A 12,100-nucleotide genomic window follows, 5' to 3' on the forward strand; every position below is an offset into this window, starting at 1 on the left:
GGGTCGGAGGGCGGTGGGGCGGAGGGCATGGCCTCCATGTTCCCCCACGGCACGAGGCCCCGGCCCGCTCGTGAAGAGCGGACCGGGGCCTCGGGTGCGTCGCGTGCGCGACGGGCTCAGAAGCGGATGATCACTTCTTGGCCTTGGCGGCCACGACCTGCAGCTGGACGGTCGCGATGACGTCCTCGTGCAGGCGGACCTGGGCCTCGTGGTTGCCCACGGACTTGATGTGCGCCGGCAGGGTGATCGAGCGCTTGTCCACGGAGCCGAGGCCGGCGGCCTCGATCGCCTCGGCGACGTCGGCGGTCTGGACGGCGCCGAACAGGCGACCCTCCGCGCCGGCGGTGCGCTCGAGCTGCACGGTGGCGGACTGGAGCTGCGCGGCCTGGGCCTGCGCGTCCTCCAGGTTCGCCACGGCGCGGGCCGCGCGGGCCTTCTGCAGGGACTCGACCTGCTTCTCCCCGCCCTTGGTCCACACGGTGGCGAAACCGCGCGGGAGCAGGTAGTTGCGGGCGTACCCGTTCTTGACCTCGACCACGTCACCGGAGGTGCCGAGACCGGCCACTTCCTGGGTCAGGATGAGCTTTGCCATCTGGGTGTTCCTTCCTTCGCTCGCTCGATCAGCCGCGGCCGGCGCCGGCGTAGGGCAGCAGGGCCACCTCGCGGGCGTTCTTGACGGCCTGGGCGATCTTGCGCTGCTCCTGGACGGTCACGCCGGTCACGCGACGGGCACGGATCTTCCCGCGGTCGGAGATGAACTTGCGCAGCAGGGCCACGTCCTTGTAGTCGATCTCGGTGATCTTGGCGGCCTTGAGCGGGTTGGACTTCGGTTTGGGCTTGCGGAGTTCAGCCTTCGCCATCGTGGTGCTCCTTCAGAGTTCTCTGGAGCCCGCAGAACGGTTCTGCGGGATGGGATCACGCGGCGTCCCGTGCCGGGCACGGGGCCGTGTGCAGTGCGGCCCGGCGGTGCCGGGTCGCGGGTGGGATGGGCCGCCGGGGCGGCCCTCCGGGCGAGGTGCGCCCGGACGGAGAGGTCCGTGGTGTTCCGTGTCCGTCGCGGCCGTGGGGGCCGCGCCCGGTCAGCGCAGGATCAGAACGGGGGCTCGTTGGAGGACGGGGTGTCCCATCCGCCGCCACCGCCGCCGGACCAGGGGTCCTGCGGTGCGGCCTGGCCGCCGCCCTGCTGCTGGCCGCCCCAGCCGCCGCCCTGCTGGGCGCCGCCGAAGCCGCCGTCGTTGTTCCCCCCGAAGCCGCCGCCGGCCGGGGCGCCGCCGAAGCCGCCCCCCTGCTGGCCGCCGCCGAAGCCACCGCCGCCGCCACCGCCGCGCTGGGCGCGGGTGACCTTGGCCGTGGCGAACCGCAGCGCCGGGCCGACCTCGTCCACGTCCAGCTCCCAGCTGGTGCGACGGTTGCCGTCCCGGTCGTCGTAGGAGCGCGCCCTGAGGCGGCCCTGCACGATCACGCGCATGCCCTTGGTCAGCGACTCCGCCACGTTCTCCGCGGCCTCGCGCCAGACCGAGCAGCGCAGGAACAGCGCTTCGCCGTCCTTCCACTCGTTGGTCTGGCGGTCGAACGTGCGGGGCGTGGACGCGACGGTGAAGTTCGCGACGGCCGCGCCGTTCGGGGTGAAGCGCAGCTCCGGGTCGGCGGTGAGGTTGCCGACCACGGTGATGACGGTCTCGCCTGCCATGGTCACTCCTGTCTTCGGGGGTTCTGCCGGTCAGTGACCGGATCCGGGGATCCGGGACTGCTCAGCGGGGTTCCGGTGGGGGCGTCGGGGACTGATCCGATGCTCTCAGACCCTCCGGACACGGTACGAGGATCACTCAGCGGTGATCTTCTGCTCCTCCGGACGGATGATCTTGGTGCGCAGGATCGTCTCGTTGAGGTTCAGCAGACGGTCCAGCTCCTGGGTGGCGGCCGGCTCCGACTGGAAGTTGACGACCACGTAGATGGCCTCGGACTTCTTCTGGATCTCGTAGGCGGTCTTGCGGCGACCCCACACGTCGATGTTGTCGACGGTGCCGCCGGCGTTCGTGACGACCTCGAGGTACTTCTTCAGGGTCGGCTCCACGGTGCGCTCGTCGACCTCAGGGTCGATCAGCACCATCAGCTCATAAGCACGCATGCGAACCCACCTCCTCTGGGCTTGCGGCCGCGGTCTCTCCGCGGCAGGAGGTTCTGCGTTCTCCCCTTACGCATGCATCCGCACTCTTCGGCGGCACGCAGGGGATCCCGTCAAGAATACCAGCATTGCGCCTCCGCAGATGAGGTGCCACCCCTAGGGGGCCGTGGGGTGGCCGGGGCTTGCCCTCGGTCGACGACGACGTACCTTGGAAGGAGGACACACATCCTGTGTCAAACCCCTCTCACGTTTCGGAGCATCCATGTCAGAGTCCACGTCGGCAGCGCCCCAGCCGTCCCAGTCCGTCCCCTCCCGCCGCCGAGTCGCCAGCAGCCTCGCGTGGGCGGTGCCGACCGTCGTCGCCGCCGCCGCTGCCCCCGCCGAGGCGGCCAGCCCTCTCCCGCGGATCGACCGCGTGTTCAGTATCCGCCGCGCCACCACAGCAGCCGTACCCGGCGCGTCGGTGTCGGCCTGCGGCTCGGGTTCGACCCGCTTGAGCGTCACCACGGACGACGTCAATACCTACTACCGGATCGCCAATGTGCGCACCGGCTCCACGGTGACGGATGTGACCGCCTCCGTCCTGGTGCAGAAGGACATGGTGGATGCGATGGAGACTGGGAAGAACCCCACCACCTTCACCTGGACGAGCAGCGCTACACCGTCCTGGAGCACCCCCGTCCGTGAGGTCTCCGGGACCGGCAGTCCGGTCCTGTACACCAACAACGGCACCCGGTACTACCGCTACGTCAGCAAGCTCTCCACCCCGGTACCCGCCCCCGTCTCAGGCACCATCACCCTGCCGCGCATCGGGTGGTACAGCAACTGCAGCACGACCCTCGCCGGCGTGTCGGTCAGCGGCCGCGGCAGTGCCGTCGTGAACGGCATGACCTTGGACAATGTCGGCGACTTTCGGACGCTGTGACCCCGGGCCCCGCCGGCTGACGCAGCCCCGCGCACGCCGCACGTGGCAGCCGTCATCCCCCGCCGCGCCTCACACCCCGCGGAAGAACTCCCGCACGGCCGCCGTCAGGTCCTCCACGTCCTGCACGCCGCACATCTCGCGCGCCGAGTGCATGGACAGCAGGCCCAGGCCCACGTCCACGGTCCGGATGCCCAGGCGGGTCGCCGAGATCGGGCCGATGGTCGAGCCGCAGGGGACGTCGTTGTTCGAGACGAACTCCTGGAACGGCACCCCCGCCACGCCGCACCAGCGGGCGAACGCGGCCTCACCGCCGGCGTCGGTGGCGTAGCGCTGGTTGGCGTTGATCTTCAGCAGCGGGCCGTGGTTCACGCGCGGGCGATTCACGGGATCGTGCCGCTCGGCGTAGTTCGGGTGCACCAGGTGTCCCGCGTCCGCGGACAGCAGCCAGGACCCCGCGATCGTCCGCGCCCGGCCCTGCCCGGCCACGCCGAGCGCCTCGAGCACGCGCCCCATGACCTCCTCGAGCAGCGGCCCGGCCGCCCCGGACCGCGACGCCGACCCCAGCTCCTCGTGGTCGAACGCGGCGAGCAGCGGGATCACCGGGGCGCCGGACGCCTCACCGGCCACCCCGCCCGCAACGGTCCCCTCGTACGCGATCGCCCCCTCGGCGCCGCCGTGCTCGCGCGCCAGCTCCTCGAGCGCCACGAGGCCCGCGTGCACCGAGCTCAGGTTGTCCAGCCGACCCGACGCGAAGAACTCGCCCGTCAGCCCGAAGAGTCCGGGCGCCTGGGCGTCGGCCACCACGACGTCGTGCCCGCGCACCGCGGCCGGGTCCACACCGGCGGCGGCCGCGAGCGCGGTCAGCACGTCACCGGGCACGCGGGCGGTCAGACCGCCGGCCTCCGCCTCGCCGCGCGGGTCGAGCGCCCCCACGACGGGGTTCGTGTGCCGCTGCCGCTTCAGCGTCAGACCCTCGTTGACCTCGCGGTCCAGATGGATGGCCAGCTGCGGGATGCGCCCCACGGGCCCGGTCGCGGCGAGCACCTGCGTGCCGTCGTCGAGGGCGAGACGCCCGGCGAACCGCAGCTCGCGATCCAGCCACGAGTTCAGCAGCGGGCCGCCGTACACCTCGACACCGGCCTGCACCCAGCCGTCGGCCGTCACGGTGGCCGGGTTCGGCTTGAGCTTGAACCCCGGCGAGTCCGTGTGCGCGCCGAGCACGCGGAACACCGGCACGACGCCGGCGCTCGGCCCCGCCTCGTCCGGCCCGGCCACGCGCGGCTCAGCGCCCGCGGCCCGGCCCAGCGCCCCGGCGCCCGTCGGCACGATCCAGGCCACCGCCGCGCCGTCGCGCACCACCACATAGCCGCCCGGGGCCGACGGGAAGTCGACCGTCTCGTCCAGCCGGGTGAAGCCGACGGCCTCCAGACGGCGTGCGACCTCCTCCGCGGCGTGGTAGCTGGAGGGCGAGGCGGTCACGAACTCGGCCAGGTCCCGCAGGTGGGCGGGCATCTCGGCGACGGTGTCACGGGTCACGGGGGTCATGCCCCGACCGTACCGCGCCCCGTCACCCCGTCCGGCTACCCTGGCCCGGAGGCGGGCCCGCTGCATCGCCCGCCCCGTCAGCGCAGGAGGAGCCCGCCGTGGACATCATGATCGCCGTCGCCGTGGGGGTCTTCCTCCTGGTGGCGTGGACCGTGGGCGGCTGGGCCATCGTGCGGATGGGCTTCACCCGGGACGGGGACGCGGCCCGCACCCCCGCCCACGACGACGGCGCCGCGCGTCCGGCGCACCGTGGCCCGGCCGCGGACCCGGCCACCGACCCCCACGTGATCTGGCGCGAGCAGATGAAGGCGGCCACGGCCGCCTCCGGGGCGCAGTGCGTCTGTCCGCCGCCGCCCCGCGAGGACGGCGCCGCCGAGGCGGGGACGAGCGCGCCGCCGTCGTCCCCGGACTGCCCGATCCACCGCTGGGACTACGCCTGAACCGCGGCCGGCCGGTCTGAGCGACCCCGGGCCGGGCCGGCGTCCGCGGCGTACGCGCCGGCGAGCGGGTCGGTGTCCGGGTGGCCGCCGTGGTCGCGCTTCACGAGGTCCTCGGCCGGGTGCAGCATCTCCCACACGACGCGCCCGCACAGCCACAGCACCGCGAGCATGTGGGCGAGGATCGCGGCCACGTAGACGGAGTCGTCCATGGAGTGCTGCGGTGGGGTCTCGGCCACCCCCTTGGCCAGGTACATCCACACGGCGAAGAAGTGCAGCGCCTCCACCGTCTGCCACACCCAGAAGTCCCGCCAGCGCGGCAGGGCGAGCGCCAGGAGCGGGATCAGCCAGACCACGAACTGCGGTGAGTACACCTTGTTGGTGAGCACGAACGCCGCGACCACCAGGAACGTCAGCTGGGCCAGCCGCGGGGTGTGCCGCACCCGCACGCCGAGCACGAAGATCCCGAGGCAGCACACCGCGAAGGTGCCGTAGGCCAGCAGGGTCAGGGAGTCCTCCGGCACGAACGCCCACCCTGCCTGCGCGGCGGTCACGTCCCACGCGTGCCACACGCTGGACAGGCCCGGCCCGCGCTCGCCGGAGAAGGTGAAGAACACGGACCACGCCTGGAAGTTCACGGCCATGAGCGGCACGTTGACCGCCGCCCACGCCGCCACCGTGCCCCCGGCCGCGAGCAGGAACGGCCGCCACCGCCGCGAGCGCACCGCCAGGATCAGCAGCGGCCCCAGGATCAGCAGCGGATACAGCTTCATGGCCGCGCCGAGGCCGAACAGCACCCCCGCCGTCAGGGACCGGCCGCGCGACCACGCGTACATGCCGCACGCCAGCAGGGCCACGGCCCACAGGTCCCAGTTGATGGTGCCGGCCAGCACGATCCCCGGGGCCACGGCCACCATGAGCCCGTCCGTCCACCGGCGCCCCGCCATCCGGACGGTCAGCACCGCGACGACGGCCCACAGCACCACCACGAACCCGAAGTTCACGAGCCAGAACACCACCGTGCCCTGCTCCGGCGAGAACGGCAGCGCCTGCGTGATCCAGGCCGCCACCGAGCCCACGACGGACATCAGCACGGGGTACTCGAACGTGGAGCCCGCCCGGAACGGCGCCCACGGGTCCGCCGCGAACCCGCGCCCGCCGTAGAGCGCGGCCCAGTCCGAGTAGCAGCCCGCGTAGTAGACGTCCGGGGCGCCCCAGCCGTGCAGCAGGCACGGCGACTTCTGCAGCACGGTCACGACGGCGGCCAGAGCCACCAGCAGCGCCGTCAGCGCCACGGGCCCGGCCCAGGAGCCGGTCCCCCGTCCGGGGCCGTTCGCCGCGAGGCCGCCGGCGAGCTGGAAGCGGCCGCCGCGCTCACCGGGGGCGGGCAGGGCCCCGGACGGTGCGCTGTCAGCGGAACGCCCGGCGGGGGCGCCCGGGGCGGTCACGGCGTCGCTCGGGGCGCCGTCCGCGGCGTGAGTGGGCGGCTCGCTGGGGGTCGCGGCGTGCGCGGGGGCCGGTCTCATGCCCCCATCCTAGGAAGCCGCCCGGACACCGGACGGGCGGGGCCGCCGTCGTCGGTCGTAGACTGGCGTGGTTGATCCCCGGGTGAGCGCCCCGCCGAACGGTGTGGGCCCCCTGTGCGCGCCCCGCGTGCCCGCACCCGTTCCGGACAGTCGAGGAGAGAACCAGACCGTGGCCACCAATCCCATCCGCGTCGCCATCGCCGGCGTGGGCAACTGCGCAACATCCCTCATCCAGGGTGTGGAGTACTACCGCGAGGCGAAGGCCACGGACACGGTCCCGGGCCTGATGCACGTGCAGTTCGGCGACTACCACGTGTCCGACCTCGAGTTCGTGGCCGCGTTCGACGTGGACGCGAAGAAGGTCGGCCTGGACCTGTCCGATGCCATCACCGCCTCCGAGAACAACACCATCAAGATCGCGGACGTGCCCCACGCGGACGTCACCGTCCAGCGCGGCCCCACCCTGGACGGCCTCGGCAAGTACTACGCCGAGACCATCGAGGAGTCGGACGCCGAGCCCGTGGACGTGGCGCAGGCCCTCCGCGACGCGAAGGCGGACGTGCTGGTCTGCTACCTGCCCGTCGGCTCGCAGCGGGCCACCGAGCACTACGCCCAGGCCGCGATCGACGCCGGCGTCGCGTTCGTGAACGCCCTGCCCGTGTTCATCGCCGGCACCCCGGAGTGGGCCGAGAAGTTTACCGCCGCGGGCGTGCCGATCGTGGGCGACGACATCAAGTCCCAGATCGGCGCCACCATCACCCACCGCGTGATGGCCAAGCTGTTCGAGGACCGCGGCGTCACCCTGGACCGCACCTACCAGCTCAACGTGGGCGGCAACATGGACTTCAAGAACATGCTCGAGCGCGAGCGCCTGGAGTCCAAGAAGATCTCCAAGACGCAGGCCGTCACCTCCAACACCTCCGCGCAGCTGGGCGAGAAGGACGTGCACATCGGCCCGTCCGACTACGTGGCCTGGCTCGACGACCGCAAGTGGGCGTTCGTGCGCCTCGAGGGCCGCAACTTCGGCGACGCCCCCGTCTCGCTCGAGTACAAGCTCGAGGTGTGGGACTCCCCCAACTCGGCCGGCGTGATCATCGACGCCGTGCGCGCCGCGAAGATCGCCCTGGACCGCGGCATCGGCGGGCCGATCCTCTCGGCCTCGTCCTACTTCATGAAGTCCCCGCCCGTGCAGCACAACGACGACGCGGCGCACGAGCTCGTGGAGGCCTTCATCCGCGGCGACATCGAGCGCTGACCAGCCCGGTCCCCGCGGACCGCGCACGACGCCGGCCCGTCACCTTCCCCGTGGAGGTGACGGGCCGGTGTCGTCGTGGGGGCGCGTGCCGCCCCGGCCACCGCGCTCAGCGCCGCGTGCCGAGCCGGTCCTCGATGGTGAGCCGGACGAGCTGGGCGTATATGGCCTGGCCGTCGGCGCGGGGGTGCACGCCGTCGGCGGAGAAGTCCGTGACGTGCTGCTTCGCCGCGGCGTCCCAGTCCGCCAGGACGATCCGGTCCGGGTGGGCCTTGGCCTGCGCCTCCATCTGCACCTGCACGTCCGCGATCCAGTCCATCGGGCCGTGCGGCACCACGAGCACGAGCAGCCGGTCCTCGCCGACGGCCGCCAGGATCTTCTCCCAGTCGCCCCGGTGGGTGGTGCCGTTGGCGCCCAGGGCCACCACGACGACGTCGCTCAGCTGGCCGTCCGCCTTGAGCTTCTCGATCTCGTCCGCGGCGTCCCAGATCTGGTAGCCCACCTCCGCCTCGAGCAGCATCCCCGGCAGCTGCTCCAGGAGCGTGGGCGCGGCCGAGAGCGAGACGGAGTCGCCGATCAGGGTGACGTCCGGGCCGAGCTCGGACGGCGGCAGGGCCGCGGTGAGCTGCTCCTTGGAGTACGTGGGGCGCGTGACAGCCGGGTCGCCGAGCCCGAGCCCGGACGGCTCGGCGGACGACCCGGGCGAGGACGTCGCACCGGCGGAGCCCTCCGCGTCCCCGGGGGCGGCCGAGCCGGGCGAGGCCGAGGCCGATGCCTCGGCCCGCTTCGACTGCTCCGCCGCCCGGGACTCGCGGGCCGCCTGCTGCGCCGCCTGGGCGGCCTTGAGGGACTCCTCCGCCTGGGCGATGTCCTGCTCGAGCTGGGTCTGCGCGGGCGAGTGCACCACGGCGGCCACGGCCGCCGCGGGGACGGCCACGAGCCCCAGCGCCGTGGCGGCGGCCGCGAGCCGGCCGATCGGCCCGGCCCCGCCCGTGAACGCCCGCCGAGCGGCTGCGCCCCAGCGACCGAAGGCACCCGTGAACCCCTCGTGGAGGATGGGCTCCTCGATCAGCCGGGTGCTCAGGTCGGCGATCAGGGCGGTCAGCAGCAGGATCGCGCCGGCGGCCACGGGCTCGACCCACCCGGGGGCGTCCACGGGCACCATCACGCGCATGATCACGAGCAGCGGCCAGTGCCACAGGTACGCGGCGTAGGAGCGGCGCCCCCACCAGCGCAGGAACCCGTTGCCCAGCGCGCGAGAGAGCGAGTCGCGCCGGTCGCCCTGCACCACGTGCCAGACGATGAACGCTACGACGGCGGACAGGCCCGCCAGCACTCCGCGGTACGTGCTCGCGTGGCCGCCGTCGACCAGGGCGAAGCCCGCCGCGAGCACCGCGACGGCGCCCCACGCGACGGCCACCCGCGTGGCCGAGGTCCGCGGCTCGGGGCCGCCGTGCTCGGGCCGGGGCACATGGGCCAGGCCGATCGCCACGCACGCGCCGAACAGCAGGCCGAAGGCGTGGGTGTCCGTGCCGAAGTAGAGGCGGGCCTGTTCGAACCCGTGCCACGAGCCCCAGGCCATCCACGCCGCGGAGGCCACGGCCGCGACCGCGACCGCGAGGATACGACGTCGGTCCGCCACCCGCCCCGAGTTCACCGTGCTGCGCGGCGGCCAGGTGAGCAGGAGCAGCCCCCAGAGGAGCAGGGGCCAGAGGATGTAGAACTGCTCCTCGATCGCCAGGGACCACAGGTGCTCGAACAGAGGCGGCGAGGCGCGGTTGAAGTAGTCCCCGCCCTCGAGGATCATCACCCAGTTGCTGGTGTAGGTCAGGGCGCCGAACCATTGGCGGCCCAGGCCCGCGGGGAACTCGTCCACCGCCAGCCACGCGAGCGCGGTGGTGCCCACGAGCGCCATCAGCATGGCCGGGATGAGGCGTCGGACGCGCTTCATCCAGAAGGTGCCCAGCGCCACGCCCCGGCCCGCGTCCACACCGCGGACCAGGCCGGTGGTGATGAGGAAGCCGGAGAGCACGAAGAACATGTCCACGCCCACGAACCCGCCGCGCAGGAAGGTGGGCCAGGCGTGGAAGACGAGCACGGCGAGCACCGCGATCCCCCGCAGCCCGTCGAGGGCGGTCACCCGGCCGGGGCCGCGACTGACCCGCGTGCCGACCTTGACGGCGGGCACGCCGTCCTCGGGCGACAGGGCATGGCGGGGCACGGACGCGGTGCGCTGGTCGGAACTCACAGCGGTCGATCATCCCATCCGGACCTGGATGGGCCAAAGCCTCCGGCTATCCCCACCCGCCCCACCGCGTTGGGGGCGGTTTCCGGCGGTATTCCGCTCCCAAAGCACCGGTTTCCGCCCCGGAAGCGGGGGGCGGGCGCCGGTCAGTGGTCGCGCAGCGCTTCGATGAGCTCGTCCTTGGTCATGGTGGAGCGGCCCTCGATGTCGAGCTCGCGGGCCCGCTTCTCGAGCTCGTCCTTGGTCCAGTCCTCGTAGGAGCCGGCCTCGCCGCCGCGCTCGGCGACCTCGTCCCGGCCGTCCCGGGCGGAGGCGTTGGCGATCCGTGCGGCCTTCTCCTCGCTCGCGCCCTCGCGGCGCAGCGCCTCGTAGACCTCGGGGTCCTTGATGCTGGAGGTGCCGGGGCCCATGGGGGCGCCGTTCTTCTCGGTCTTCTTCTCAGCCATGCGGCCAGTGTGGTCCCGGCCCGACGACGGGTGGAAGGTCCGCCGCGCCGCCTCAGTCCTGCTGGGCCTCCGGCTGCTCGGCCCACCAGCGCCGCAGCTCCGCCTCGGCCTCGGCCTGCTCGTGCGGGCCCTCGTCGAGGCGCCACTCGAGCAGGTGGTTGTACGCCCGCCCCACCACCGGGCCCGGGCGGATCCCCAGCAGCGCCATGATCTGCTGCCCGTCCAGGTCCGGCCGCACGGCGGCGAGCTCCTCGGCCTCGGCGATCTCGGCGATGCGCCGCTCGAGGTCGTCGTACGCGTGGGCCAGCCGCTCGGCCTTGCGCCGGTTGCGGGTGGTCACGTCCGAGCGGGTCAGCGCGTGCAGGCGGGGCAGCAGGTCGCCGGCGTCGTGGGCGTACCGGCGGACGGCGGAGTCGGTCCAGCCGGCGTCGCCGTAGCCGTAGAACCGCATGTGCAGCTCCACCAGACGGGCCACCGCCTTGATGGTGTCGTTGTCGAACTTCAGGGCACGCAGCCGCTTGCGGACGAGCTTGGCCCCCACGGTCTCGTGGTGCCGGAAGGTGACGGCCCCGCCCTTCTCGAAGCGGCGCGTGGCCGGCTTGCCGACGTCGTGCAGCAGCGCCGCCAGGCGCAGCACGGGGTCGGGGGTCGACGGCGCGTACTCACCCTCCAGCTCCATGGCCTGCTCCAGCACGGTCAGGGAGTGGGCGTAGACGTCCTTGTGGCGGTGGTGCTCGTCCGACTCGAGCTGCAGGGCGGGCAGCTCGGGCAGGACGTGGTCGGCCAGGCCGGTGCGCACGAGCAGGTCGAGGCCGGCGCGCGGGTGCGCCCCGCAGACGAGCTTGACGAGCTCCTCGCGGACGCGTTCGGCGGAGATGATCGTGATCCGCTCGGCCATCGCGGCCATGGCCTCCTCCACCTCGGGGGCCACGGCGAAGCCGAGCTGGGAGGCGAACCGGGCGGCGCGCATCATGCGCAGCGGGTCGTCGGAGAAGGAGTCCTCGGGGGTGCCGGGGGTGCGCAGCACGCCGGCGTGCAGGTCCCGCATGCCGCCGAAGGGGTCCACGAGCTCGAGGGCGGGCAGGCGCAGGGCCATGGCGTTGACGGTGAAGTCGCGGCGCAGCAGGTCGTCCTCGAGGCTGTCGCCGAAGGCCACCTGCGGCTTGCGGCTGGCCGGGTCGTACTGCTCGGCCCGGTAGGTGGTGACCTCGAGCTGCCAGCCGGCCTTGCGGAAGCCGATGGTCCCGAACCGCCGCCCCACGTCCCACGTGGCGTCCGCCCAGCCGGCGCCCACGGCCTCGGACGCGTCCGGGTCGGCGTCCGTGGTGAAGTCCAGGTCCGGCGACGTCCGCCCCAGGAAGAGGTCGCGGACCGGGCCGCCCACCAGGGAGAGCTCGTGGCCGGCGGCCTCGAACCTCCGCCCCAGCTCCACGACGACGGCGGGCAGGGTGGCGTCCGCGGGGAAGCCGGGGGGCAGCGCGTGGGTGGCGGTGGTCAGATCCATGATGCCTACAAGGGTGCCAGACGGTCCCGGCACGGGCCCGCGCGGGCCGGGCTAGAGTTGACGGCATGACCCGCCCCGATCCCTCCGCGCACCGG

At 73.2% G+C, this 12,100-nt stretch carries 12 protein-coding genes; 3 read left to right on the forward strand and 9 right to left on the reverse strand.

Translation table 11 applies throughout. The annotated features are described in order from the left end of the window. Window positions 1-130: 130 nt before the first annotated feature. The 4 genes from rplI to rpsF form a co-directional block, all read right to left on the reverse strand. Complete coding sequence (gene rplI, locus J1M37_RS02845; protein WP_078025349.1) at window positions 131-592, reverse strand: 50S ribosomal protein L9; 462 nt, start codon at window positions 590-592, stop codon at window positions 131-133. A 28-nt stretch (window positions 593-620) separates the two neighbouring features. After that, window positions 621-860: a 30S ribosomal protein S18 gene (gene rpsR / locus J1M37_RS02850; protein ID WP_002857788.1), complete on the reverse strand. Its 240-nt coding sequence runs from the start codon at window positions 858-860 to the stop codon at window positions 621-623. A 230-nt stretch (window positions 861-1,090) separates the two neighbouring features. Continuing rightward, a complete protein-coding gene (locus tag J1M37_RS02855) occupies window positions 1,091-1,690 on the reverse strand; it encodes a single-stranded DNA-binding protein (RefSeq protein WP_002857789.1) in 600 nt (199 codons plus the stop codon). 132 nt (window positions 1,691-1,822) lie between these two features. Next, window positions 1,823-2,128 carry a 30S ribosomal protein S6 gene (gene rpsF / locus J1M37_RS02860; protein ID WP_002857790.1) on the reverse strand — a complete coding sequence of 102 codons (306 nt, stop codon included), beginning with the start codon at window positions 2,126-2,128 and terminating at the stop codon, window positions 1,823-1,825. A gap of 343 nt (window positions 2,129-2,471) precedes the next feature. Here rpsF and J1M37_RS02865 point away from each other — a divergent pair, with 343 nt between their 5' ends. Beyond that, window positions 2,472-3,050 carry a hypothetical protein gene (locus J1M37_RS02865; protein WP_152744503.1) on the forward strand — a complete coding sequence of 193 codons (579 nt, stop codon included), beginning with the start codon at window positions 2,472-2,474 and terminating at the stop codon, window positions 3,048-3,050. Window positions 3,051-3,119: 69 nt separating this feature from the next. Here J1M37_RS02865 and J1M37_RS02870 read toward each other — a convergent pair whose 3' ends face one another. Further along, window positions 3,120-4,595, reverse strand: a complete 1,476-nt coding sequence (locus tag J1M37_RS02870) for a M18 family aminopeptidase (RefSeq protein WP_206452051.1) — start codon at window positions 4,593-4,595, stop codon at window positions 3,120-3,122. 107 nt (window positions 4,596-4,702) lie between these two features. Between J1M37_RS02870 and J1M37_RS02875 the strand changes: the two genes are divergently transcribed. Continuing rightward, a complete protein-coding gene (locus J1M37_RS02875) occupies window positions 4,703-5,035 on the forward strand; it encodes a hypothetical protein (protein ID WP_230282499.1) in 333 nt (110 codons plus the stop codon). Here J1M37_RS02875 and J1M37_RS02880 read toward each other — a convergent pair. Further along, window positions 5,026-6,558 carry a glycosyltransferase family 87 protein gene (locus tag J1M37_RS02880; RefSeq protein ID WP_206452052.1) on the reverse strand — a complete coding sequence of 511 codons (1,533 nt, stop codon included), beginning with the start codon at window positions 6,556-6,558 and terminating at the stop codon, window positions 5,026-5,028. The two genes, J1M37_RS02875 and J1M37_RS02880, sit on opposite strands and share 10 nt — an antisense overlap. A 169-nt stretch (window positions 6,559-6,727) precedes the next feature. Between J1M37_RS02880 and J1M37_RS02885 the strand changes: the two genes are divergently transcribed. Next, the gene (locus J1M37_RS02885; protein ID WP_206452053.1) at window positions 6,728-7,813 is read left to right on the forward strand and encodes an inositol-3-phosphate synthase; all 1,086 of its coding nucleotides are present in this window, start codon (window positions 6,728-6,730) and stop codon (window positions 7,811-7,813) included. Between the two features lie 106 nt (window positions 7,814-7,919). Here J1M37_RS02885 and J1M37_RS11390 read toward each other — a convergent pair whose 3' ends face one another. The 3 genes from J1M37_RS11390 to J1M37_RS02905 all read right to left on the reverse strand — a co-directional run bounded on the left by J1M37_RS11390 (window position 7,920) and on the right by J1M37_RS02905 (window position 12,005). Then, window positions 7,920-10,058, reverse strand: a complete 2,139-nt coding sequence (locus J1M37_RS11390; protein ID WP_235188211.1) for an acyltransferase family protein — start codon at window positions 10,056-10,058, stop codon at window positions 7,920-7,922. Window positions 10,059-10,201: 143 nt separating this feature from the next. Then, window positions 10,202-10,501 (reverse strand): DUF7218 family protein, encoded by a 300-nt coding sequence (locus J1M37_RS02900; RefSeq protein ID WP_144819067.1) that lies wholly within the window; start codon window positions 10,499-10,501, stop codon window positions 10,202-10,204. A 52-nt stretch (window positions 10,502-10,553) separates the two neighbouring features. Continuing rightward, window positions 10,554-12,005, reverse strand: a complete 1,452-nt coding sequence (locus J1M37_RS02905; RefSeq protein WP_122054787.1) for a CCA tRNA nucleotidyltransferase — start codon at window positions 12,003-12,005, stop codon at window positions 10,554-10,556. Window positions 12,006-12,100 lie beyond the last annotated feature (95 nt).

It is taken from the genome of Micrococcus sp. KRD012, assembly GCF_017168555.1.
GTDB classification, from domain to species: Bacteria; Actinomycetota; Actinomycetes; order Actinomycetales; family Micrococcaceae; genus Micrococcus; species Micrococcus luteus.